21 protein-coding genes and 2 pseudogenes are annotated in these 23,755 nt (G+C 72.3%); 4 read left to right on the plus strand and 19 right to left on the minus strand.

The window, feature by feature from the left end:
- Window positions 1–101: 101 nt before the first annotated feature.
- The 5 genes and pseudogenes from ABZT17_RS05710 to ABZT17_RS05730 form a co-directional block, all read right to left on the minus strand.
- Window positions 102–401, minus strand: coding sequence for a zf-TFIIB domain-containing protein (locus ABZT17_RS05710; protein ID WP_356344127.1), 300 nt, complete (start codon window positions 399–401; stop codon window positions 102–104).
- Between the two features lie 80 nt (window positions 402–481).
- Window positions 482–1,030: pseudogene (locus ABZT17_RS05715) on the minus strand (phosphotransferase); the annotation flags it as partial.
- A 588-nt stretch (window positions 1,031–1,618) separates the two neighbouring features.
- Window positions 1,619–2,059: pseudogene (locus ABZT17_RS05720) on the minus strand (aminoglycoside phosphotransferase family protein); the annotation flags it as partial.
- A 213-nt stretch (window positions 2,060–2,272) separates the two neighbouring features.
- Window positions 2,273–2,470, minus strand: a complete 198-nt coding sequence (locus ABZT17_RS05725) for a hypothetical protein (RefSeq protein WP_356344129.1) — start codon at window positions 2,468–2,470, stop codon at window positions 2,273–2,275.
- A gap of 198 nt (window positions 2,471–2,668) precedes the next feature.
- Window positions 2,669–2,944, minus strand: coding sequence for a hypothetical protein (locus ABZT17_RS05730; RefSeq protein WP_356344131.1), 276 nt, complete (start codon window positions 2,942–2,944; stop codon window positions 2,669–2,671).
- A gap of 196 nt (window positions 2,945–3,140) precedes the next feature.
- Here ABZT17_RS05730 and ABZT17_RS05735 point away from each other — a divergent pair, with 196 nt between their 5' ends.
- Window positions 3,141–4,568 carry a protein kinase gene (locus ABZT17_RS05735; protein ID WP_356344453.1) on the plus strand — a complete coding sequence of 476 codons (1,428 nt, stop codon included), beginning with the start codon at window positions 3,141–3,143 and terminating at the stop codon, window positions 4,566–4,568.
- Between the two features lie 249 nt (window positions 4,569–4,817).
- Here the strand turns inward: ABZT17_RS05735 and ABZT17_RS05740 are convergent, their stop codons facing one another.
- The 9 genes from ABZT17_RS05740 to ABZT17_RS05780 form a co-directional block, all read right to left on the minus strand.
- Window positions 4,818–5,222, minus strand: a complete 405-nt coding sequence (locus tag ABZT17_RS05740) for an NUDIX domain-containing protein (RefSeq protein WP_356344133.1) — start codon at window positions 5,220–5,222, stop codon at window positions 4,818–4,820.
- A gap of 4 nt (window positions 5,223–5,226) precedes the next feature.
- The gene (locus ABZT17_RS05745; protein WP_356344135.1) at window positions 5,227–6,045 is read right to left on the minus strand and encodes an RNA methyltransferase; all 819 of its coding nucleotides are present in this window, start codon (window positions 6,043–6,045) and stop codon (window positions 5,227–5,229) included.
- 64 nt (window positions 6,046–6,109) lie between these two features.
- The gene (gene cobA / locus ABZT17_RS05750; protein WP_356344137.1) at window positions 6,110–7,342 is read right to left on the minus strand and encodes a uroporphyrinogen-III C-methyltransferase; all 1,233 of its coding nucleotides are present in this window, start codon (window positions 7,340–7,342) and stop codon (window positions 6,110–6,112) included.
- 140 nt (window positions 7,343–7,482) lie between these two features.
- Window positions 7,483–11,919: a nicotinate-nucleotide--dimethylbenzimidazole phosphoribosyltransferase gene (gene cobT, locus ABZT17_RS05755; protein ID WP_356344139.1), complete on the minus strand. Its 4,437-nt coding sequence runs from the start codon at window positions 11,917–11,919 to the stop codon at window positions 7,483–7,485.
- 391 nt (window positions 11,920–12,310) lie between these two features.
- Entirely contained in the window at window positions 12,311–13,522 is a 1,212-nt protein-coding gene (gene cbiE, locus ABZT17_RS05760; RefSeq protein ID WP_356344141.1) for a precorrin-6y C5,15-methyltransferase (decarboxylating) subunit CbiE, read from the minus strand.
- A 55-nt stretch (window positions 13,523–13,577) separates the two neighbouring features.
- Complete coding sequence (locus ABZT17_RS05765) at window positions 13,578–14,216, minus strand: GNAT family N-acetyltransferase (protein WP_356344143.1); 639 nt, start codon at window positions 14,214–14,216, stop codon at window positions 13,578–13,580.
- A 153-nt stretch (window positions 14,217–14,369) separates the two neighbouring features.
- Window positions 14,370–15,206, minus strand: a complete 837-nt coding sequence (locus ABZT17_RS05770) for a MetQ/NlpA family ABC transporter substrate-binding protein (protein ID WP_356344145.1) — start codon at window positions 15,204–15,206, stop codon at window positions 14,370–14,372.
- A gap of 87 nt (window positions 15,207–15,293) precedes the next feature.
- The gene (locus ABZT17_RS05775; protein WP_356344147.1) at window positions 15,294–16,001 is read right to left on the minus strand and encodes a methionine ABC transporter permease; all 708 of its coding nucleotides are present in this window, start codon (window positions 15,999–16,001) and stop codon (window positions 15,294–15,296) included.
- Complete coding sequence (locus ABZT17_RS05780) at window positions 15,998–17,032, minus strand: ATP-binding cassette domain-containing protein (protein WP_356344149.1); 1,035 nt, start codon at window positions 17,030–17,032, stop codon at window positions 15,998–16,000. The genes ABZT17_RS05775 and ABZT17_RS05780 overlap by 4 nt, the downstream gene beginning before the upstream one ends.
- Before the next feature lie 360 nt (window positions 17,033–17,392).
- On the opposite strand from ABZT17_RS05780, the gene ABZT17_RS05785 reads away from it, so the two are divergent.
- Together ABZT17_RS05785 and ABZT17_RS05790 are read left to right on the plus strand one after the other, a co-directional pair.
- Window positions 17,393–17,752 (plus strand): hypothetical protein, encoded by a 360-nt coding sequence (locus ABZT17_RS05785; RefSeq protein ID WP_133044934.1) that lies wholly within the window; start codon window positions 17,393–17,395, stop codon window positions 17,750–17,752.
- 1 nt (window position 17,753) lies between these two features.
- Window positions 17,754–18,176 carry a hypothetical protein gene (locus tag ABZT17_RS05790; RefSeq protein ID WP_356344152.1) on the plus strand — a complete coding sequence of 141 codons (423 nt, stop codon included), beginning with the start codon at window positions 17,754–17,756 and terminating at the stop codon, window positions 18,174–18,176.
- Here ABZT17_RS05790 and ABZT17_RS05795 read toward each other — a convergent pair.
- From ABZT17_RS05795 to ABZT17_RS05805, 3 genes are all read right to left on the minus strand, one after another.
- Window positions 18,166–18,663: a GNAT family N-acetyltransferase gene (locus ABZT17_RS05795; RefSeq protein WP_356344154.1), complete on the minus strand. Its 498-nt coding sequence runs from the start codon at window positions 18,661–18,663 to the stop codon at window positions 18,166–18,168. The genes ABZT17_RS05790 and ABZT17_RS05795 overlap by 11 nt on opposite strands.
- Before the next feature lie 46 nt (window positions 18,664–18,709).
- Window positions 18,710–19,216, minus strand: a complete 507-nt coding sequence (locus ABZT17_RS05800) for a sigma-70 family RNA polymerase sigma factor (RefSeq protein ID WP_356344156.1) — start codon at window positions 19,214–19,216, stop codon at window positions 18,710–18,712.
- A gap of 74 nt (window positions 19,217–19,290) precedes the next feature.
- Window positions 19,291–20,457: a glycerophosphodiester phosphodiesterase gene (locus ABZT17_RS05805; protein WP_356344158.1), complete on the minus strand. Its 1,167-nt coding sequence runs from the start codon at window positions 20,455–20,457 to the stop codon at window positions 19,291–19,293.
- Between the two features lie 354 nt (window positions 20,458–20,811).
- Here ABZT17_RS05805 and ABZT17_RS05810 point away from each other — a divergent pair, with 354 nt between their 5' ends.
- The gene (locus tag ABZT17_RS05810; protein WP_356344160.1) at window positions 20,812–21,483 is read left to right on the plus strand and encodes a lysophospholipid acyltransferase family protein; all 672 of its coding nucleotides are present in this window, start codon (window positions 20,812–20,814) and stop codon (window positions 21,481–21,483) included.
- Window positions 21,484–21,579: 96 nt separating this feature from the next.
- Here ABZT17_RS05810 and ABZT17_RS05815 read toward each other — a convergent pair whose 3' ends face one another.
- Window positions 21,580–23,106: an MFS transporter gene (locus ABZT17_RS05815; RefSeq protein WP_356344162.1), complete on the minus strand. Its 1,527-nt coding sequence runs from the start codon at window positions 23,104–23,106 to the stop codon at window positions 21,580–21,582.
- A complete protein-coding gene (locus tag ABZT17_RS05820) occupies window positions 23,103–23,681 on the minus strand; it encodes a helix-turn-helix domain-containing protein (protein WP_356344164.1) in 579 nt (192 codons plus the stop codon). Before ABZT17_RS05820 ends, ABZT17_RS05815 begins: the two co-directional genes overlap by 4 nt.
- Between the last annotated feature and the right edge of the window lie 74 nt (window positions 23,682–23,755).

Genomic DNA, 23,755 nt, shown 5'->3' on the forward strand with positions numbered 1-23,755 from the left:
CCAGGAGTTGGCGTCGGACGAACTCCCCGCGGAGACGGACGACGACGAGTTCCCCGAGGAACCGGACGGCTTCTTCGTCTGTCGGTCGACCGGGGCTGCTGTCAGCTGGAGAACAGCATGTGGCCGAAGCTCTTGTGCCGGTGGTGGCCACCGTGGTGACCGCCGTAGTGGCCACCGCCATGGCCGCCGTGCTGGGCGCCCCAGGCGGGCGCGGGCGGGGCCGGGTAGGCCTGCGGGGCGGGCGGCGGCGGGGCCGGCTGGGACCACTGGGACTCCAGGCGGGTCAGCGCCTCCAGCTCGCCGTAGTCCAGAAAGATCCCGCGGCAGCCGCTGCACTGCTCGATCTGGACGCCGTTGCGGTTGTACGTGTGCATCGGCGCATGGCACTTCGGACACTGCATCGTCGGCTCAACTCCTCGCCCGTCGGTCCTGCTTCGCGTTACGCCAGGACAGACTCCGTCCGGCTGCGGTCGGTTGCACCCTACTTCGCGGAAGCCGGGGGCAACTCCGGCGGGAGGGAACTCATTCGGGCACATGCGTCGATCACGGACACCTCGATCTCGTCGAGGGGGCGGTTCTCGGTGATGGCCTTGGTGACGGCTCGGGCGGCGGTCTGCACGGTGAGGGCTCGGGCCGGGACGTCGAGGGCGGGCCAGGGGTCGCCGTCGGCGGGAACCGCCGGGCCGCCCGCCGCGCGGTAGGCGCCGAGGAAACGGGCCCACTCGTCGGGCGGGAGCAGCCCGCAGGCGTACCAGGCCGCCGGGCGGGCGAGGTCCCAGGCGGGGACACCGGTGCCGAGATCGTCCACGTCGATCAGGAGCCAGGGCCCGTCCGGGGCAGGGTGCCGAACGAGCTGGCCGAGGTGGAGATCCCCGTGGCAGAGGCTGGCGTCGTCCGGCATGGGGGCCTCACCACGGGCCCATGCGGGGAGGGTGAACCAGGCTTGGAGAACGACGGGTATGGCGAGGTGGGGGGCGGGCTCGGTCGGAGTGCTGAGGGCCCGAGGGGGCGAGGCGGTGGCCTCCGGGGTGGGAGGGGGCGGAGCTGCGGCCCCCGGGGTGGGAGGGGGCGAGGCTGCGGCCCCCGGAGTGGGCAGGGGCGGCTCGGCGGTCCACGGAGGAGCAGTCAATCCGCAGACGCCTCCTGCTGCGGCGGGCCCGGGCATCGGAACGGACGCCAGGGCATCGGAGCCGCTCGGCGCGGCGGCTGAAGGCGAACCGCCCGCCGCCGGAGCAGGCAGCGGCGGGCCGACCGTCCCCGCAGGAACAGTCACTCCACAACGGCCTCCTCCTGCGGCGGGCGCGGGCATCGCAACAGACACCCGGGCATCGGACCCCATTGACGCGCCGGCCGAGGGCGAACCGCCGGGCGCCGGGGGCCCGGTCCGCGCGGGGGCCGGGTGCGCCTCGCCGGGAGCTGGACGCGGGGTCGGCACGGGGGCCGAGCCTGAGCCGCCGGACGTCGGGGGCCCGGTCCGCGCGGCGGCCGGGTGTGTGTCGCCGGGTGCTGGGGGCGTGGTGGGGAGGGCGGATGAGGGTGAATGGGTCGTCGGGCGGCGGGGGGTCGGCTCGGCGGGTGAGGGTGCGTCGTGCACTGCTGGGGGCGTGGTCGGCGCGATCGCCAGCAGGCGGGCCATGGCCCGGGCCGCCTTCGTGGGGCCTCGCATGGGTGGCAAAGGGGTGGGGGCGGGTGTGCGGTGGAGGCGGGCCAGGAGGGTGGCTGCGGCTTCCCAGGGGGCGGCGTCGGGATCGTCCGGGTCCACGGGGGTGCCGTAGGGCCAGAACGTCACCAGGCGTCCGTGCAGCTGGACCGGGGTGGAGCCGAGCGGGGGGAGGAACAGGTCGGGGAGGTGGGCGGCGGTGGCCAGCCGGGGGGCCAGGGCCGCGAGGGGAGTGTCGGGGGCGTGGGCCTTGGCGACGGTGTCGGCGTGGCGGACGACCGTGGCGTCGGGCCGGTCCGCGAGGGTTTCCGGGGCGCCGCAGGGGCAGGAGGGCGTGCGGGAGTGGGCCTTGGCCTCGGCGCGAGTGGTGAGGGCGGAGAGCAAGGGGGTGACGGTCACGGAACTCCCTGGGCGGTGTGGGTCTGCCGTGAGGGTACGGTGCCGTGCGCCCGGGCGCCGGTCCCCGTGACGTGACTGTGTGCGGGCAGAGCAATGCCGGCGCAGCTCCCCAGCTGCGCCGGCATTTTTGCCGTCCGCCGCACCCCCGTCCCCACGGGGTTTCATGGGTTGATGTCCCCGCCCGGACCGCTCTTCCGGGCCTGGGGTCGCCGCTCAGCGCCCCAGCATCACGCCCACGGACGACGCCTGTGTGGCCACTGTCTCCCAGCCGTCGAAGACGAAGAAGAGCAGGGCCGCCAGGGGGAGGACCATGAGGGTCGCCACCAAGGGGTGGCGGCGGCCCGTGCGGCGGGGGCGGAACGCTGTGCGCTCCTGTGTGCGGAAATGCGTCCGCGGTGCCGTCAGAGCCATGGTCCCTCTCCTGACCGAACTCAGTTGTCGTTGGCAGCGGCGGGTGTCTGACCTCGGGGGACGAGTGCTGCACCCGCCGCTTGACCTCAAATCTAGGCGTCCGGCGCCCTTCGCACGTCATGCCCTCGTACCGAATGCCGGGCCTCCCGGAGGATGAGCCGCAGGCCGGGGAGTACTCCCCTGGGTGGAGACGAAGTCCTAGGTCTCAGGGTCTTCCCCGAGGGGACGCCCGCCGTGCACCGGCCTTTCCGAGCTGTCCTCCCTGGGGACGGGCTGTTCGACCAGGGCCAGGACCCGGGTGGCCATGAAACGGGCCGTACGGACCACCGAGCCGCTGCGGGTGACTTCGCTCACTTCCACGACACCTCGACGCACCGCGGTCTCCACCCTGCGGCCCGCCCTGCTCGCCACCACCTCATAGGTGCGGGTCGTGTCCCCCGCGTCCACCACTATCTCCACACGGTCACCCTTCACGGGTTCAATCCCCCTTCTGTGATGGGTGGTTGGAAGCACGGTGAAAGGCAAGTCCGGCTGCGTCCGCGCCCCCTGACCACCCTTCAAGTCTCCCACCCGGCACTGACAATCCATCTGGGCCGGAGGGCGCGGCCTCTGCGCGCGGGCGGCCTTGGAAACGTAAGCTGTGCCACGTCACACGGACCGGGCAGCGGGGATGAACATGGCGATGATGCGCCTGAGGCGCGAGGACCCGCGCGTCGTCGGCTCGTTCAGGCTTCACAGACGGCTCGGCGCGGGTGGTATGGGCGTGGTGTACCTGGGCTCCGACAAGAAGGGGCAGCGGGTCGCGCTGAAGGTCATCCGGCCCGACCTGGCGGAGGATCAGGAGTTCCGGTCGCGGTTCGCCCGGGAGGTCTCGGCCGCCCGGCGGATCCGGGGTGGCTGTACGGCCCGGCTCGTCGCGGCCGATCTCGACGCCGACCGGCCCTGGTTCGCCACCCAGTACGTGCCCGGGCCCTCGCTGCACGACAAGGTCGCCGACGAGGGGCCGCTCGGCGCGGCCGACGTCGCGGCCGTGGGGGCCGCCCTGTCGGAGGGGCTCGTCGCGGTGCACGAGGCCGGGGTGGTGCACCGGGACCTCAAGCCGTCCAACATCCTGCTGTCCCCCAAGGGGCCGCGGATCATCGACTTCGGCATCGCCTGGGCCACGGGTGCCTCGACGCTCACCCATGTCGGCACGGCCGTCGGCTCCCCCGGCTTCCTCGCTCCCGAGCAGGTGCGCGGCGCCGCCGTCACTCCGGCCACCGACGTGTTCTCGCTCGGGGCGACCCTGGCGTACTCCTCGATGGGCGACTCGCCCTTCGGACATGGCAGTTCCGAGGTGATGCTGTACCGGGTGGTGCACGAGGAGCCCCAGCTGCACGGCGTACCGGACGCTCTCGCTCCGCTCGTGCGTGCCTGTCTGGCGAAGGATCCCGAGGACCGGCCCAGCACGCTTCAGCTCTCACTGCGGCTGAAGGAGATCGCGGCCCGTGAGTCCCAGGGGCTCGGCGAGGTGCGGCCGCCCTCGCCCCGTGCGAGCGAGGCGGACCGGCCCACCGGGCGGCTCGCGGACACCTACCCGGAGACTCTGCGTGAGCAGCAGCAGCGTCGGCGGCCGCAGGGGACTCCCCCGCCGAGGGGTGTCTCGTCGTCGCCGCGGGGGTCGGCGCCCGTGCAGGGCGGCACCCCCTCGCGGGGCGGCGGTGCGCCGGCCGGGGGCGCGAACCAGCCGCGGGGCGGCTCTGTTCCGTCCTCGCGCGGTGGTACGGCGCCCTCCTCGCGGGGCGGCTCCCGCCCGGGGGCCCGGCCCACGCCCGCCTCGCGGAACGGCACCCGCTCCGGCAGCGGAAGCCGGCCCGCGCCGCGCAGCGGGACCGGACGTCCGGCACCCAGGACCACCGGGACGGGCCGGCGCCCCGCCAACCCGAGGCTGCTGCGCCAGCGGCTCTTCGTCTTCGTCGTCGTGACCCTGCTGGTGGCGCTGGGTATCGCCGCGGCCCAGGGATGCCAGGGCCCGGCGCGCGGACTCGGAGGCGACGCCGGTGTCGTACGACAGCAACAGCACCAGCAGGCGGAGCCGGGTCAGCGCCCATTCAGCTGAGCCGTCCCGGCGGGACGGGACCGGTGCCGGGCCAATCGCACCGAGACAGCCCAGCGGCCGAGCTCACCGCCGGAACCAGGCTGCTCGGACCACCCGGGCCACGACACCGCCCCGCGATCCATCGCGCTCGGACCACCCTCGCCGCACAACCGCCCCCGCAACCATCGCACTCGGACCTCCCCGGCGGACGGGACGAGGGCGCCAGGCCAATCGCAGTGCGACGGACCGGGCCGCGAAAGCGCCGGCGGGTCAGTCGGGCGGGGGTAGGCCTGGGAGGACGCGTTCGAAGAACTCGCGGTCGCCGTCGAAGACCGGGGTCAGGGCCAGGAACTCCTCCGGGGTGACCCAGCGGAAGTCGCCGACCTCCACGGGGTCGGGGACCACCTCGCCGACGGGAGCGTCCGCCGTCCACCAGTGCAGGCGGAAGAGGCCGTCGTCGGTCTCCGACTCCCAGACCTTGGCCAGGGGGGCGGCGATGAGGCCGACCTCCTCCCGGACCTCCCGCACCACGGCCTCCTCCTGGCTCTCCCCCGGCTCGACCTTGCCGCTGAGCGGCTGCCAGTAGCCGGGGCGCGAGACGGTGGGGCCGCGGCGGACGGCCAGGAGGCGGTCCGCCCGGCGCAGGATCGCGACGATCGCCTCCCCCTGGGACACGGCGCTACCCCTGAGGGCGGCCGGTGGCCACCGCGTAGAAGGCGACCGCGGCCGCGGCGCCCACGTTCAGGGAGTCGACGCCGTGGGACATCGGGATACGCACCCATTCGTCGGCGGCGACGAGGGCCTGTGTGGACAGGCCGTCGCCCTCGGCGCCCAGCATCAGGGCCACCCGGTCCATCTTCTGCGGGGCGGCCTCGTCGAGGGACTTCGCCTTCTCGTCGGGCGTCAGCGCGAGGAGCGTGAAACCGGCTTCGCGGACCGACTCCAGACCCTTCGGCCAGGTGTCGAGGCGGGCGTAGGGAACGGAGAAGACCGCGCCCATGGAGACCTTGACGCTACGGCGGTACAGCGGGTCGGCGCAGTCCGGCGAGAGCAGGACCGCGTCCATGCCGAGGGCCGCCGCCGAGCGGAAGATCGCGCCGATGTTGGTGTGGTCGTTGACCGACTCCATGACGACCACCCGGCGCGTGGTCTGGAGGAGCTCGGTCGCCGTGGGGAGCGGCTTGCGCTGCATCGAGGCCAGGGCACCGCGGTGCACGTGGTAGCCGGTGACCTGTTCGGCGAGCTCCGGGCTGACCGCGTAGACCGGGGCCGGCAGTTCGTCGATGACGTCGCGCATGACGTCGACCCACTTCGCGGACAGCAGCATCGAGCGCATCTCGTAGCCGGCGTCCTTGGCCCGTCTGATGACCTTCTCGCCCTCGGCGATGAACAGGCCCTCGGCGGGTTCTCGTTTGCGGCGCAGTTCGACGTCGGTCAGGCCCGTGTAGTCACGCAGGCGGGGGTCGTCGGGATCCTCTACGGTGATGAGATCGGCCACAGGGTGATACTGCCTTGTCCTGGGTGCGGTGCCAACGGCTGGGAACGGGTTGGGTTACCCGGGGTTACGCCGACGCTCCCGGGCCCACCCTCACGACCTCGCCGATGACGATGACCGACGGCGCCTTGACCTCCCGCGTGCGGACGGTCTCGGCGACGGTGGCGAGGGTCGCGTCCACGCGGCGCTGGCCGGCGGTGGTGCCCTCCTGGATCAGGGCGACCGGGGTCTCCGGCGACTTGCCGTGCGCCACGAGCGTCTCCGCGACCTTCCCGATCGTGGTCACGCCCATGAGGATCACGAGCGTGCCGGTGAGCTTGGCGAGGGACGGCCAGTCGACCAGGGAGCGCTCGTCGTCGGGCGCGATGTGCCCGCTGACGACGGTGAACTCGTGCGCGACACCGCGGTGGGTGACCGGAATACCGGCCGCGCCCGGCACCGAGATCGAGCTGGAGATCCCGGGCACCACCGTGCACGGGATGCCGGCCTCGGCGAGCGCGTTGACCTCCTCCATCCCCCGGCCGTAGACGAACGGGTCGCCGCCCTTCAGACGGACGACCGACTTGCCCTGCTTGGCGTGCTCGATCAGGGCGTTGTTGATGGCCTCCTGGGCCATGAAGCGGCCGTACGGCAGCTTCGCCGCGTCGATCACCTCGACGCTCGGGGGGAGTTCGGCGAGCAGGTCGCGCGGGCCGAGGTGGTCGGTGATGACCACGTCGGCCTCGGCGAGCAGACGGCGCCCGCGGACGGTGATCAGGTCCGGGTCGCCGGGGCCGCCGCCGACGAGGGCGACACCGGGGGTGCGGGTGCGGTGGTGCGGGGCGACCAGGGTGCCGTCGCGCAGGCCCGCGACGACCGCGTCGCGGATGGCGGCGGTGTGCCGGGGGTCGCGGCCACGGGCCTCGGTGGTGAGGACGGCGACCGTCACGCCCTCGCTGGTGCCGGTGGCCGGGGTCCACGCGGTGGCGGCGTCGGCGTCGTCGGAGCGAACGCACCACACGCGGTGCGCCTCCGCCTCGGCGGAGGCCCGGGCGTTCGCCTCCGCGTCGCTGGTGGCGATCAGCGCGTACCAGGCGTCCGACAGATCACCGTCGTCGTACGGCCGCTTGTGCCAGGTGATCTCGCCCGCGTCCGCCATCGCCTCGACGGACGGGGTGGCCTGCGGAGACACCAGAAGGACGTCCGCGCCCGCCGCGATCAGGGCCGGAAGGCGGCGCTGGGCGACCTGGCCACCGCCGAGGACGACCACTTTGCGGCCGGTGAGGCGAAGGCCTACGGGGTAGGCGGGGTGTTCGGCCATGAGGTGCGGCTCCTCGTCCTGGCAATGCGATGGGCGCTACGGCGCTGGAGCAGCCCTGACGTGCGAATTTTACGGTGGGGATTCAGCGTACGGCCGGGGTGGGGTGCACGCGGGGGCGCGTACCCCACCCCGGTACGGAGTCATTTCTCGGTCACGCCCGCGGAGTCGAAGGTGGCCACCTCGTGCATGGCCCGGGCCGTGCTCTGCACCAGCGGGAGGGCCAGCAGGGCGCCCGTGCCCTCGCCCAGGCGGAGGTCCAGGTCGACCAGGGGGCGCAGGCCGAGCTTGTTGAGCGCGGCCACATGGCCGGGCTCGGCGCTGCGGTGGCCCGCGATGCAGGCCGCGAGGACCTCGGGGGCGATGGCGCGGGCGACCAGGGCGGCGGCTCCGGCGCTGACGCCGTCCAGGATCACGGGGGTGCGCAGGGAGGCGCCGCCCAGCAGCAGGCCCACCATCGCCGCGTGTTCGAAGCCGCCGATCGCGGCCAGTACCCCGATGGGGTCGGCCGGGTCCGGGTTGTGGAGCTCGATGGCGCGGCGGACGACATCGGTCTTGCGGGCGAGCGTCTCGTCGTTGATGCCGGTGCCGCGGCCGGTGACCTCGGCGGGGTCGGTGTCCGTGAACACGGAGATGAGGGCAGCCGAGGCCGTGGTGTTGGCGATGCCCATCTCACCGGTGAGCAGGGCCTTGTTGCCCGCCGCCACCAGGTCGCGGGCGGTCTCGATGCCGACCTCGATGGCCAGCTTGGCCTCCTCACGGGTCATCGCGGGGCCGGTGGTCATGTCGGAGGTGCCCGCGCGGATCTTGCGGGGCAGCAGGCCCGGGGTCGCGGGGAGTTCGGTGGCCACACCGACGTCCACCACGCACACCTCGGCGCCGACCTGGCCGGCGAAGGCGTTGCAGACCGCGCCGCCGCCGAGGAAGTTGGCGACCATCTGGGCCGTCACCTCCTGCGGCCAGGGGGTGACGCCCTGGGCGTGCACACCGTGGTCGCCGGCGAAGATCGCGACGGCCGCGGGCTCCGGGATCGGCGGCGGGCACTGGCGGGAGAGCCCGGACAGCTGCGCGGAGATGATCTCCAGCATGCCGAGCGCGCCGGCCGGCTTGGTCATCCGCTTCTGCCGCTCCCAGGCCTCGCCGAGCGCCTTGGCGTCCAGCGGGCGGATCTGCGCGACGGTCTCGCCGAGCAGGTCGTGCGGCTCCTCGCCGGGCAGCGCGCGGCGGCCGTACGTCTCCTCGTGCACGACCCACGACAGCGGGCGGCGCTTGGACCAGCCGGCCTGGATCAGCTCGGGCTCGTCCGGGAACTCGTCCACGTATCCGACGCACAGGTAGGCGATGACCTCGAGGTGCTCGGGCAGCCCGAGCGCCCGCACCATCTCCCGCTCGTCGAAGAAGCTGACCCAGCCGACGCCGAGGCCTTCGGCGCGGGCGGCGAGCCAGAGGTTCTCGACGGCGAGGGCGGCGGAGTACGGGGCCATCTGCGGCTGGGTGTGCCGGCCGAGGGTGTGCCGGCCGCCGCGGGTGGGATCGGCGGTGACGACGATGTTCACGGGGGTGTCGAGGATGGCCTCGATCTTCAGTTCCTTGAACTGCTTGGCCCGGCCCTTGGGGAGGGACTTGGCGTAGGCGTCCCGCTGCCGCATGGCCAGTTCGTGCATGTTGCGCCGGGTGTCGGCGGAGCGGATGACGACGAAGTCCCAGGGCTGGGAGTGGCCGACGGAGGGCGCCGTGTGGGCCGCCTCCAGCACCCGCAGCAGCACCTCGTGCGGAATGGGGTCGCTGCGGAAGCCGTTGCGGATGTCCCGGCGCTCGCGCATCACCTTCATCACGGCCTCGCGCTCCGCCTCGTCGTAGGCGGGGGCGGCCGGACCGGTGGACTGGCGTACGTCTTCCACTGCGGCCGTGCTCTCTTCTTCCTGGTCGGCGGCCCGGGTGTCCAGGTCGTCCGCACGCTGTACGAGTTCGGGGTCGGCCTCGCGGGGGGCGGGGACCGTGGCGCCGGCCGCCTGCGCCTCATCCGTGGGGAGGACGAGCGCGTGGGGCGGGGTCGGCGCGAGATGGGGGGTGGTCGGGACCGAACCCTCCACGGGAACGAACTGCCCGAGCGGCTCGTCGGGTCGGGGCTGCGGGGGCGGTCCGGCCGGGTCGACGCCGGTGGCGCCCTCCGGTGTGTCCCCCGGCGCGGGCTCCGCTGCGTTCGCCGCGAGCGGCTGGGGGGCGTCGGCCGGAGACTGGACGGCTTCCGCCTGCTCCGCCAGGGGGCCGGCGTGCGCGCCCGCGTCGCCGTGTGGGGCGGCGGCGTCGGCGCCGGGCATCCCGTGCGGGCTCTGGACCTGCGGGGCCGGCGGGAAGGAGGGATCGGTGGTGATGGTGGCGTCTCCGGTCGGTGCCGCGGAGGCGTCCGTCGGCTGCGGGGGCTGTGTCACACGGTGAGCCGACAAGAGGCCGGCTTCCGGCGACTCGGGGGGTACGGCGAGGCCGGCCGCGTGCACCGGTACGGCCGGGTCGGCGACCTCGGCGGAGTCTGCGCCGGACGCGTGGGCGGGGGCGAGTTGGTCGGCCGGGGTGGCCAGGTGGTCGGCGTACGAGCCGGGGAGACCGGCCGGAGTGGCCGGGTGGCCGACACCGCCGACGGAATGATCGGCCGGAGCGGCCATGGGGCCGACGCCGACGACGGATTGATCGGCCGGAGTGGCCGGGTGGTCGGCACCGGTGGGGTCGAGTGCGGCAGAACCCGGCGCCTGGGGAGCTTCGGGAGCAAGGGCTTCGTGCGGCTGCGGGGCTTCGGCCCCGGCGGCCACCGTCGGCTGGGGGACCTGAGGCACAACGGTCTCCGGCAGGCGCACCGCTTGAGGCGCCCCTGCCTCGGGCATCTGCCCCGACTCGGGCGCCGCGGCCTCGGGCATCTGCCCCGGCTCGATCGCTCCGACCCCGGGCATCTGCCCCGACTCGGGCGTCCCGGCCCCGGGCAACTGCCCCGACTCGGGCGTCCCCGCATCGGCGAGCGCGGCGGACTCGGGAGCGGCGACCGCGACGACTTCCGCGCCCTCGGGCCCAGCGCCCTCCACGAACTGCGCGCCACCGGCCACGATGCCACCGGGGACAAGACCCTCGGCGGTCTGAACACCGCCGGGGACGAGACCTCCGGCGACCCGCGCACCACCTGCCGCGGAACCGTCGGCGACCGGGGCGTCACCGGAGGCGACCCCCTCGCCGGGTACGACGGCCTCGGTGAACTGCGCGCTCTCAGTTGACGACACGCCCTCAGTGGCGTGTGCGGCTCCAGGAAGCGAACCCGTGTCCGCGCCGTGGGCAGGGTGGGCGTCGGCCTCCGTCACAGCAACCGCACCGGACTCGGCAGCGAGCGGCGCCTCGACCGGGCCGGGCTCCGAAGCGAGCCCGGCATCCGAAGGGAGCCCGGCATCCGAGGGAAGCCCGCCGTCCGGGGCGAGCCCGGCATCCGGAGTCGGCCGCGCCGGGCCGTCGACGGCGCCCTGCGCGACCTGCTCGCCGCCCTCCCCGGCGAACCCGCCCGCGACTGTCTGTCCGCCATCGGCGACGGAGCCGTTGTCCGCGGGGAGGCCGGAGGCTGCGGCGGGATCGTGTCCGGGCTGCGGGGCATGGCCCGACCGTGCTGCGAGAGCGGCGTCGACCGCTTGGCCCGCCTCCACCGGGAAGCCGCCCGCATCGCCCGGCGCCACGGACGCGCTCGCAGTGGCGACCGTACCGACCGCATGCGCGGAATCCGCGGGGAACCCGCCCGACACATGCCCGGCAGCCGCGGGCAGCCCGCCGACAGCGGCCCCGGCCTGCTCCCCGGCCCAAGCGGCGTGCGCGCCCTCCGTGGCGGACACCCCCACAGGAACCTGGTCGCCCTCCACAGCAGACGCCCCGGCGGGAACCTCCGTGCTCTCGGGGCCGCCGTATGCCGCGCCGGCCTCCGCCTCCGTCGCGATGCGGGCCATGACGGCCTGGGCCGCGCCCACCGGCTCGCCATGCTGCTGCTGCGGAACAACCGTTTCGGCAGCCTGTGCCTCGGTGCTCACCGGGGCCTGTACCGCGCCCGGCGCCTGGGCGCTCCACGGGACCGCGCCCTGCGGGGGCATCTCACGGACCTGGGTGGCGTCGAGGTACTCGGTGCCGACCGTCGGCGGGCCGGGGTGTCGGACCGGGGCGCCGGCGGGGCCGCGGTCGGCGAGGGAGCGGACCGGGCTGGCGGAGGTGTCGGGGAGGGGCGGGCCGAGGTGGAGCGGACGGCGCGGGGTGATGGGCGGGATCGGTGTGGTCGGCGCGCTCGGGAGGCGGACGCCGCCGAGGTCGACGGAGCCGCTGTCGCGGCCGGCCATCTCGTGCGGGCCCGGCTCGTGCACGGTCTCGACGACCGGCTCGGGCGCGGGCGGGGCGACCTCGTTGCCCCAGGGGCTCTGCGCACCCGGCAGCAGCAACAGGTCTTCGTCCTCGGCGGTGGTCTCGGAGAGGTAGGTGTACGCACCGTGCGCGGGAACGCCCGGCTGCTCCACCATGCCTGAGTTCTCCGGCAGTCCCTCGCCCGGGACCTGGCCGGTGTCGGTCATGCGTACCCCTCGCCCATCGGTTAGTGCTTCTCGGTCGAGCCCACCGGGAACGGCGCACCGACCGCCCCCGCAGTGAAGAACGAGCATGCGTGCCCAGCGGCACGAACGACCCGCCCATAAAAGGCGACAAAGCCATTCAGTGGCATTGTCCCGGTCGTCCCACCCTCGCGACAGCTTGATCCGCGACGGCCCGCTGTGGACTGCGCCACGTTGCGCGTCCTCCGGTTCTGCCGTACCACACCCACCCCAAAAGGGGCGCGTTTTCCGGACATTGGCGAACGAAGTGCCGGGCCACCGGGTGCGGTACAACGGTCGGCCAGCCTACCGCGAGCGGTACGACTACAGGATCACCGGGACGGCAGAAAACAGGATCACTGGGACGCGGACGGTGTCATGCCCCGCGCTCCGGGAGTGCGCCGCTGAGCAGGAACACCACGCTTCGCTCCTTCTCCGTCCAGGCCCGTGTGTCGAGTTCGACGGACTGGAGGAGAGCGCACTCGACGTCGTAGCCGTGCTCGGTCAGGTCGCGGCCGAGGAGTTCGGCGGCGTCGCGCGTGGAGGCATGGGTGACGATGCGCTGCGGGCGGCGGTCGGCGACCGCGGAGAGCACGGCGGCTCCCCCGCCGCCGACGCGGACGACATCGGGTTCGGGGAGGATCTCCAGGACGTGCGGGGCGGTGCCGCGGACGGTCTGCAGCTGGACGCCGAAGGCCCGTGCGTTGGTCTCGGTGCGCTCACAGGCCCGTGGGTCGCTGTCGACGGCGATGACGGCCGCACCGGCCCGGGCGGCCTCGGTGGCGAAGGCTCCGCTGCCGCAGCCGATGTCCCAGACGAGGTCGCCGACGCGTGGTCCGAGCCGGGCGAGTTGGGCCGCGCGCAGCGGTTCCAGTTCCCCTTCACCCATGAGGCCGCCGTAGGACTCGGCGGGCAGGGTCCAGCCGCGCGGTGCGACGGCCGGGTCGCGGCCGGCGATCCATCCGCCGCCGTCGGCCGCGCCGCTGGTGCCGCCGATGACGATGACGACGTTCGGGTCGCGCCAGGTGTGGTCGGCGACCTTGTCGGAGGTGAGGATCGTGACCCGTTCCCGCTCGGTGCCCAGTTCCTCGCAGATGACGAAGGTGCGGTGGACGCCTTCGAGGAGCAGGCCGAGTTCGGCGGGGCCGGCGCCGGGTGAGGTGAGGACGGCGACCTTGGTATGGGCGCGGCACACATTCACCGCGCGTCGCAGGGTGCGTCGGTGTGCGACGACCACCTGGGCGTCGTCCCAGGGCATTCCGGCGCGGGCGAAGGCGGCGGCGACGGAGGAGACCGCGGGGACGACCTCGACCTCCAGGCCGAACTCGGGCGCCCGCAGGGTCCGTACGACTCCGAAGAACCCGGGGTCGCCGTCCGCGAGCACCACCGCGGTACCGCGGTGGCCGGCGATCCGGCGGGCGGCGAGGGCGACACTGCCCAGGCGGATGCGCTCGGCGGTGGGCGGCACCTCGGGCAGCGCCAGGTGGTGGGCGGCACCGGCCACCAGGGTGGCGGCGCCCAGGGCGGAGCACGCCGCGGCGGTCAGCGGCGAGCCGTCCCAGCCGATCACCGTGACGCGGTCGGCCATAGTCGTCGGTCTCCAGGGGGTTTGCGCAGCTCGGGCTCCGAGAGGGTACCTGGGTTCAGTTCCAGTCGGTGAACAAGGTGAAACCACCGGAGTCGGCGAGCTGCTCGCCCGCCCCGTCCAGGTCCTCGGGGAGCAGGCTCCACACGATGTAGTCGGTGCGCACGTCGCTCCAGGTGCCGTCCTCGGCGCGGACGCGCGCTATGCAGGCGTTGCGCAGCACTCCCTCGCTGATACAGCCGATCTTCTGGGCGACCTGCTGGGAGGCGGTGTTGTCGGCGGCCGTGCGCAGCTCGACGCGCTCGAGTTTCTGGTCGCCGAAGAGCCACTGGGCGGTGACGAGCGCGGCCTCGGAGGCATAGCCCTCGCCACGGGCCCAGGGGGCGATGATGTACGACAACTCGGTCGACCGGACGTGCCAGTTGGTCCTGGTGAGCCGGACGACGCCGACCAGGCGCTGGGTGAGGAACTCCGTGACGGCGAGGTCGAGGCCGCGGCCGGACGCCCGCTCGGCGGGCGCGTGCTCGGTGATCCAGGCGCGGGCCTGGTCCTGGGAGTAGGGCTGGGGCACGTCCGTCCAGGCGCCGACCTGCTCGTCGTTCATCATCTCGGTCAGGGCGGGCACATCGTCCTCGTCGAGGGGACGCAGCACCAACCGCTCCGTGCTGATGGAGATGTTGGGGAAGGTGCTACTCATGCGCCGCTCCGTAACCTTCGGAAAACCTTCAAGTCCTGCTGAACTGCCCAGCATGCAGCATGAGGCCGCCGAAACGCACGACGGGGTCCACGGCCGGTGAGCAAGTGGACCCCGTGCGTGGCGATACGCCGTATACGTGCAGTGGACCGAGACTCAGAACGAGGGGATGACCGAGCCCTGGTACGTGTCCTCGATGAACTTCTTGACCTCGGGGGACGTCAGGAGCGCGGCGAGCTTCTTCACCCGGGGGTCCTTCTCGTTCCCCTTCTTGACCGCGAGGAAGTTGCCGTAGGGGCTGTTCTTCGCGGACTCCAGGACGAGGGCGTCCTTGGCGGGCTTGATGCCGGCGGAGATGGCGTAGTTGCCGTTCACGACGGCGGCGTCCACGTCGTCCAGGGAGCGGGCGGTCTGGGCCGCCTCGACCTCCTTGAACTCGAGGTTCCTGGGGTTCTCGGCGATGTCCTGCGGGGTCGCCTCGCTGCCCGCCCCGTCCTTGAGCGTGATGAGGCCGTCGGCGGCGAGCAGCTTCAGGGCGCGCGCCTCGTTCACGGCGTCGTTGGGGACGGCGATCGTCGCGCCGCTCTTGAGAGCGTCGGCCTTCCTGACCTTGTGGGAGTAGAGGCCGAGCGGCTCCAGGTGGACCGTGACGACGGGCACGATGTGGGTGCCGCGCTTGTTGTTGAAGTCGTCGAGGTAGGGCTGGTTCTGGAAGTAGTTGGCGTCCACCGAGCCGTCCTCGGTGGCGGTGTTCGGGACGATGTAGTCCTGGAACTCCTTGACCTCCAGGTCGAGTCCGGCCTTCTTCGCCAGGTGGTCCTTCACGTAGTTCAGGATCTCGGCGTGCGGGGTCGGGCTCGCGGCGACGACCAGCGGTCCGGTGTGGCCGGAGGAGCCCGACGCCGAGTCCGAGCCCGAGCCGCACGCGGTGAGCCCGAAGGTGAGGGCCCCGGCGGCGAGGACGGCGGTGCTGAGCTTTGTGGTGTTACGCACGAAAAGTGCCTTTCCATATGGGTGCAGCGACCCCGCGATGGGTGGTGCGGGGAGTCTGTGAAGGGGTGCGGAGAGTCCGCGAAGGGGTTACGCCTTGGCCTTCAGCAGCCGCAGCCTCGGTGCCGGACCGGAGCTGCCGCCCCGCCGGTGCAGGGAGCGGGCCGCGAAGTCGCCGGCGAACTGGATCAGCGAGATGACGACGGCGAGGATCGCCACCGTGATCCACATCAGCTCGGTCTCGAAGCGCTGGTAGCCGTAGCGGATGGCGATGTCACCGAGTCCGCCGGCGCCGACCGTGCCGGCCATGGCGGAGTAGCCGATCAGGGCGACGATCGTGGTGGTGGTGCCGGCGATCAGCGAGGGCAGCGATTCCGGTACGAGGACCTTGCGCACGATGGTCCAGGTGTTGCCGCCCATCGACTGCACGGCCTCCACGAGCCCGCCGTCCACTTCGCGGACAGCCGTCTCGACGAGACGCGCGAAGAACGGGATCGCCCCGATGGCGAGGGGCACGATCGCGGCCTCGCGGCCGATGGTCGTGCCGGTGATCCAGCGGGTGAAGGTCATCAGCGCGACCATCAGGATGATGAACGGCATCGACCGGGCGACGTTCACGATCTGTCCGGTCACCTTGTTGGCGAGGACGTTCTGCAGCAGCCCGCCCCGGTCCGTCAGGACCAGCAGGATGCCCAGCGGAAGCCCGCCGGCGACGGCGACGAGCGTGGACCAGCCGACCATGTAGAGCGTGTCCCCACACGCCTCGGACAGCAGCGGCGACATTTCCGACCAGGTCACTTGGCGCCCTCCACGAGCAGAACGGGCTCCTGGCCCACGACGTCGATCCCCAGGCCCTGTTCGCGCAGGAAGCCGATCGGCACGACGTTGTCCTCGTAGCGGCCGGGTAGTTCGATGCGCATCCGGCCGATCTGGAGTCCGCCGACGGTGTCGATGGCGGCGCCAAGGATCGATATGTCGATGTTGTAGGTGCGCGAGAGGCGGGAGACGACCGGCTGGGTGGCGGCCTCGCCGTGGAAGGTGACGTCGACGACGGTGCGGTCGTCGGCGGTGGCCTCGCCGTCGACCGGGAAGAGCGCGGAGGCCAGCTCGGAACCGGGGGTCGCGAGCAGTTCGCTCACCGTCCCGGACTCGACGATCCGGCCGTGCTCCATCAGCGCGGCGGAGTCGCAGATCGACTTCACGACGTCCATCTCGTGGGTGATGAGCAGGACGGTCAGGCCGAGTTGACGGTTCAGGTCGCGCAGCAGCTGGAGGATGGAGCGGGTGGTCTCCGGGTCGAGGGCGCTGGTCGCCTCGTCGGAGAGCAGCACCTTGGGGTCGCCGACCAGGGCGCGGGCGATGCCGACACGCTGTTTCTGGCCGCCGGAGAGCTGCGCCGGGTAGGCGCCCGCCTTGTCGGCGAGCCCCACGAGGTCGAGCAGCTCCAGAGCCTTGCGGGACCGCTCCTTCCCCGACTTCCCGAGGATCTCCAGCGGCAGTTCGACGTTGTCCTGGACGGTTCGGGAGGACAGCAGGTTGAAGTGCTGGAAGACCATGCCGATACGGCTGCGCGCCTGCCGTAGCTCCTTGCCGGCCCGGGGGCCGCGCCCGGCGAGGGCGGTGAGGTCCTGTCCGGCGACGGTGACCGTCCCGGACGTGGGTCGTTCCAGCAGGTTGACGCAGCGGATGAGCGAGGACTTGCCGGCGCCGGACCGGCCGATGACGCCGTACACCTCGCCTTCGCGGACGTGCAGGTCGACGCCGTCGAGGGCGGTGACCTCACGGCCGCGCGAGCGGTAGACCTTGGTCAGGTCCGTTGTCGTGATCACAGGGGTTTCCGTCGTTGTCGAGTACGCGGGCGTGGGTGTGCCCCGGTACGGGAGGAGAGTCATGCGCGGGCGGCCCGGTCTCGTACGGGTCCATGCCGTACGGACATGCCGCGGCGGCTCGCTTCGGGGCGCGAGGCTCAGGGGTGGTGCGGGGGCCCTCTAGAAGGCGCGCATTCGACACATACAACGAGCACCGGGCGTCATGGTCGCCTCGGTCGCAAGGGTGCGGCAGCTCGTCGTGGTCATGCGATCAGTAAAGCAGACGTATCGAAGCGACCAAGAACGCGCTGTCCACATGGCGGACAGCGCTGGACAGGGGTCGGCGGCGGTGGACCATTTCCGCCGTAATAAGGTCACGACATGCTCACCGTCCTGACCCTGGTGACCGGGGTCGCCGCGCTGCTGCTCGCCGCCTGGTGCGGCTGGGCCGCCTATCGGGACCAGCCGACCAAGGACTGGCACTTCATCGGCATGGCCGTGGTGTCGCTGCTGGCCGTGGTGCAGCTGGTGGTCGGGATCGTGCTGCTGGCGCGGGGCGAGAAGCCGGAGCAGGGGACGACGATCTTCGTGGCGTATCTGCTGGGCGCGTTCGCGTGCGTGCCGGCGGCGGGCTTCATGTCGCTCGCGGAGCGCACCCGCTGGGGTTCGGTGACGGTGGCCGCCGGCGGTGTGGTGCTGGCCGTGCTGGAGGTGCGGCTCTATGACATCTGGGGAGGCTGAGGTGGCCGTGACGGAGGAGAAGCCGACCAGGACACGGCTGATCAGCGGGCCGGGCATGCTGCTGCTCTGGTTCTACGGCGTGATGGTCGTCGGCGCGCTCTCGCGCTCCGTCTACCAGATCGCCACCGAGTTCGACCGGGCCCCGCTCGCCTACTCGCTGTCCGCGGTCGCCGGTGTCGTCTACGGGTTCATCACGTACACGCTGGTGCGGGGCGGGGAGACGGCCCGCAGGGCGGCGCAGATCTGCTGCGCCGCCGAACTCGCGGGTGTGCTGATCGTCGGCACCTGGACGCTGGTCGACACGTCGGCCTTCCCGGACGCGACGGTGTGGTCCGACTACGGCATGGGGTACGTCTTCATCCCGGTGCTGCTGCCGGTCTCCGCGCTGTACTGGCTGCGCAGAAACCGCACCGTCACGCCGTAGTGACGTACGCCCCGGCCGGCTTCTCCAGGACGATCATCGGTACGCCGTCCGCGCCCTGGGACGTGCCCACCGTCTGGTAGCCGACCCGGCGGTACAGCCGGAGGTTGCCCTCGCTGCGGTGGCCGGTGTGCAGCCGGAAGCTGGTGGCGCCGCGCTCCTCCACGAGCGCCGTCTCGGCCGCGCGCAGCAGTCGCGCGCCGATGCCGTGGCCCTGCAGTCGCGGGTGGACGCAGAGCTTGCCGATGGCGGCGGAGCCGTCCTCGGTGACCCGGCCGCGCACCGAGCCGACCACTTCCTCGCCGAGCCGCGCCACGAAGACGCAGTCGGCGGCCACCTCCTGGCGGACCGAGTCCAGGGTCTGGACGAGCGGGTCGATGCGGTAGTTGCCGTACAGCGCCGCCTCGCTCTGGAAGCACAGGTACTGGAGCCTGAAGATCTGCTCTGCATCCTGCTCGGTCGCCACCGAGATGGTCACGCTCATGCCCATGTGCGCACGCCTCCCGCTCACCTGATCGCCACGTTGTCCCTCACTCCTATCCCCGCCCTTCGCGCGCCGCAACCTCCGGTGTGAGCAAACGACGGAGACATCCCAGGCATCTGGAACGTTCCGGACCCAGACTTCCCTGTGACATACCCAACTCCCCCGCGATTTCCCGGTATGTCAGGTCTTTCGGGGAGAGCAGGGCCTCCATCAGACCGGGGCAGCGGCCGGGCAGCCGGCGGACCGCGTCCCGCAGCGCGCGGCGACGGGCGGCGGCCAGGGCCAGATGGGCCGGGTCACCGTCGGTGTCGGCGGCGGGCTCGGTGGCGTAGGGCCGTTCATGACGGGCGGAACGGCGGCTGCGGCGGGCTTCGGAGCGGACGGCGCGGCGCAGCCAGCCGGGCGGGTCGACGGGCGGGCCGTCCGCGTCCAGGCGCTCCAGGAGCCGTAGCCAGACCGCCTGTTCCAGGTCGGCGGACTCGGTTCCGGAGGCATGTGCCTCCGCGGAGGCCTCGGCGGTGAGCAGGGGGCGCAGGGTGGCGACTAGCTCGTGTGTCATACGCGGCACGACGCGGCCGCCCGGGCCGTGGGTTGCCCGGGCGGCCGATGATCACCCCAACCGGCGTCGGCCGCTCAGCCGTTGACGAAGTCCGCGCGGGCGAGGACGCCGGTGTCGGCGTTGTCGGTGAAGACGCCGTCGATGCCGGTGGCGAAGTACCTCCTGAAGGCGCCGAAGGGGTCGCCGTAGCCGTCCGCGTCGGTGCCCTTGCGGAACTCCGCCGGCAGGAAGGGGTTCTCGTTGCGCATGGTGTACGGATGCAGGATCAGGCCGACCTTGTGCGCGTCGGAGACGAGGGTGGTCTCCTGGTCGAGGCTGCCGTCCGCCTTCTTCGTGATGATCAGGTCGAGGGTGGGGCCGAGGCCCTGCGCGTAACCGGCGATCTCCCTGAGGCCCTTCGGGGTGATCAGGTCGGCGACGGTGCGCGGGTCGCCCGCCTCCACGAAGTCCCAGGGGCGGGTGTTGGCCGCCGAGAGCAGCACGACGAGCGGGTTGTCGACGAGGGTGTTGAGGCGCTGGATGCTGCTCGGTTCGAAGGACTGCAGGATGACCGGCGAGTTCCGCTTGTCCTTGCCGTGCTTGTGCAGCAGCTTGGCGACCCGCTCCTCGAGGCCCAGGCCCAGCTTGCGGAAGTAGGTGGGGTGCTTGGTCTCGGGGTAGATCCAGACCTGCTTGCCGCGCTTGCGGGTCTGCTCGTCCTGCCACTTGAGGACTTCCTCGAAGGAGGGGATCTCCCAGCGGCCGTTGTAGAGCGTGTTGTGCGGGCGATTGGCCGGAATGCGCTCGATCGCGCGCAGGGTCTTGAGCTCGGCGAGCGTGAAGTCCTCGGTGAACCAGCCGGTGGTGGAGACGCCGTCCAGGAGCTTGGTGGTCCTGCGCCCGGCGAACTCGGGGTGGTCGGCGACGTTCGTGGTGCCGCCGATCTCCGGCTCGTGGCGGCAGACCAGATGGCCGTCCTTGGTGGGCACCAGGTCGCCGGCCTCGACGACGTCCGCGCCGAGGTCCAGGGCCAGTTCGTACGAGCCGAAGGTGTGCTCGGGCCGGTAGCCGCTGGCGCCGCGGTGACCGATGATCGTCGGCCTGGGCAGGCTCTTCAGCCCGCCCTGGCCCCCGTGCCCGGTGCCCGCGGCTCTCGCCGTGCCGGACAGGCCGAGTACGGCTCCGCCCGCGCCCAGCACCGCCGCGCCGAGGAGCGCGCGTCGCCCGGTGCCGCCTGTCTGCTCGTTCTCCTGCGTTGCCATGAGCGCCTCCCCTGACGTCGGCTTCTGGATGCGGGCCGATCGTAGGTGGGTGGACATGACGCGAGGGAGGCCTTGGCCGGAACACGCGGGTGACGCGTGATGTCGTATGAGGAGGCAGGTTTTGACGTGTGGTCGGCTCACCCTTTCGGTGGACGCGACGTCCGTTTCGGTGGACGCGACGTCCGTCACATCGTTCCGGCCCGGTTACCGGCGGGCAACGGCACGTCACCGCAGGTAAACGTACGTCAACAGTGCGTAAGACCTGGGTGAACCCGATGTGCGAGACCCCGGGGACCGGGAGTATCGTCCTCACCTGCACAGACTCAATCGAAACCCTTGACACCGGAGGGCCCGTTGTCCCGCTTCGCGCTCATCAAGGCAGTGCTCGGACCGATCATGCGCCTGATGTTCCGCCCACGGGTGGAGGGTGTGGAGCACATCCCGGGGGACGGCCCCGTGATCCTCGCCGGCAACCACCTCACCTTCATCGACTCGATGATCCTTCCGCTCGTGTGCGACCGGCAGGTGTTCTTCATCGGCAAGGACGAGTACGTCACCGGCAAGGGGTTCAAGGGCCGGCTCATGGCCTGGTTCTTCACCGGCGTCGGCATGATCCCCGTGGACCGGGACGGTGCGAACGGCGGGGTGGCGGCCCTGATGACCGGGCGCCGCGTGCTGGAGGAGGGGAAGGTCTTCGGGATCTACCCCGAGGGCACGCGGTCGCCCGACGGACGGCTGTACCGGGGTCGCACCGGGATCGCCCGGCTGACGATGATGACCGGGGCGCCCGTCGTCCCGTTCGCGATGATCGGCACGGACAAGCTGCAGCCGGGGGGTGCGGGGATGCCGCGTCCGGGGCGTGTCACCGTCCGGTTCGGCGAGGCGATGGAGTTCTCCCGTTATGACGGGATGGACCGGGACCGGTATGTACTGCGGGCCGTGACGGACTCCGTGATGGCCGAGGTCATGCGGCTGTCCGGGCAGGAGTACGTCGACATGTATGCGACGAAGGCCAAGGCGGCGTAGCACCTCAACGCGGTTCGGCCGTATGCCGGGTGCGGGTCCGTCGTGGCTGGTCGCGCCCACCCGGCGCAGCGACACATCGGCACAGCCCCGCGCCCCTCAGGAAGCGGCGTCGCCCAGCCGTTGACCTCGCAGCATGAACCATGCGGCGACCGCCGTCACCAGCAGGACGATCGCTCCGACGCCCGTCGCGATCGACAGGCCGTCGACGAAGGCCTCTCGGGCTGCGGCCAGCAGGTCCCGCGCCGCGGCCGTCGGCATGCCCGACGCAGCTTCCACCGCTCCCCCGAGTGACTCGTGTGCGCCCGCCGGCGTGCCCGCCGGAGCGGCGAAGCCGCGGTAGACACCCGTCACGATCGAGCCCAGTACGGCGATGCCGAGGGCCGCGCCCAGTTCGTACGCCGTTTCCGAGACGGCGCCCGCCGCGCCCGCCTGTTCCTTCGGGACCGAGGACAGGATGACGTCCGAGGTCACCGTCAAGGAGAAGCCGGCGCCGACCCCGACGACCAGGAGCGCGGCGCCCAGGAGCGGGTAGCCGGTCGACTCGTCGATCAGGGTCAGGGTCGCCAGGGCGGCGCCCACCGCGGCCAGCCCGCCCGCGACCACCGCGCGGACCGAGAGGCGCCGGGCCGCCCGGCCCGCGATCAGACCCGCCGCCACCGCGCCCACGGCGGCGGGGAGTTCGGCGAGACCGGCCTCGAACGGCCGCCTGCCCTGGACCAGTTGCAGGTACTGGGAGAGGAAGAAGACCAGTCCGGACAGGCCGAGGATGGTCAGCAGGTCGGCCAGGACCGCGGCGCTGAAGCCCCGGTGGCGGAACAGGCGCATGTCCAGCAGCGGGGTGGGGAGCGTGAGTTGGCGGCGGACGAACCGGATCAGGGCGGCCGCGCCCACGGCGCCCGCGGCGAGTGTGGGCCACGTGAACCCGTGGCTCGCCGCTTCCTTGACGGCGTAGACGACGCCGATGACACCGACCAGGGAGAGCGTGACGCTGATCAGGTCCCAGGGGCCGGGGTCCGGGTTGCGGGACTCCGGGAGGGTGCGGACGCCCACCAGGACCAGGACCGCCATCACGGGCAGGTTGATCAGGAAGACCGAGCCCCACCAGAAGTGTTCGAGCAGGAAGCCGCCCGCGATCGGGCCTATGGCCGTGCCCGCGGAGGCGGTCGCGCCCCAGATGCCCACCGCGAGGCTGCGCTCGCGCGGGTCGGGGAAGAGGTTGCGGATCAGGGCGAGGGTCGCCGGCATGAGGGTGGCGCCCGCGACGCCGAGCAGGGCGCGGGCCAGGATCATCAGCTCCGGTGTCGTCGCGTAGGCGTTGAGGACCGATATCGCGCCGAACGCGGTGGCGCCGACGAGGAGGATCCTCTTGCGTCCCACGCGGTCGCCGAGGCTGCCCATCGAGACGAGCAGACCGGCGATGACGAAGGAGTAGACGTCCCCGATCCACAGGAGCTGGGTGCCGGAGGGCTTCAGGTCCTCGCTGATGTAGGGGGTCGCCAGGCCGAGGACGGTCGCGTCGACGGCCACCAGCAGCACGGCGAGCACGAGGACGGAGAGCGCGAGCCAGCGGCCCGGGCGCTTCACCGCCTCGGTCGTGGACGCCGGCTGCAGGGTGCTGGTCATGATTCCTCTCTTCGGGAAGGGTTCTGGGGGGTGTGCTGTCGCAGTGCGCCGCCGAGCAGCAGCTCGGTGATCATGTGGGTGAAGTCCTTGGGGGCCACCCGGCCCTCCATCACCGCCCAGGCACCGGAGGCGAGCAGGCCGTAGAGCGCCTCGGTGAGCCAGGCGGGGGTGAGGTCGATACGGAACTCGGCCGCCGCCTGGCCGCGGCGGAAGAGGGCGGCGATACGGTCGTCGATCCTGGTCCAGCCCTCGTGCTGCCCCTCGCCCTCGAACAGCTGGTTCTCGGTGTAGAGGAACGCGAGCAGGGCGGCGGCCGGTTCCAGGGCCTTGACGAGCCGCCGTACCGCTTCGGGTGCGGGGCCCTCGTCCAGGCGGGCCGCGTCCAGCGCCGCCTCGCACTCGGCGATGCCGAGCGACTCCAGCGCCCGTACGAGCGCGTCACGGCCCGCGAAGTGGCGGTGCAGCGTGGCACGGCTGATGCCGGCCGCCTTGGCGACCTCGTCCATCGTGGCGGTGGACTTGCGGGTCAGCAGGGCGGCGGCGGTGCGCAGTACGTGGTCGCGATCGACAGCCATGAGACAACAGTAACCCATGTGAGACATTCATGTCTCACTCTGGGCATGCCTGACTCATGGACGTGGGCACGAGC

Origin of the sequence: Streptomyces sp. NPDC005648 (genome assembly GCF_040605395.1) — a bacterium.
Taxonomy (GTDB): Bacteria; Actinomycetota; Actinomycetes; order Streptomycetales; family Streptomycetaceae; genus Streptomyces.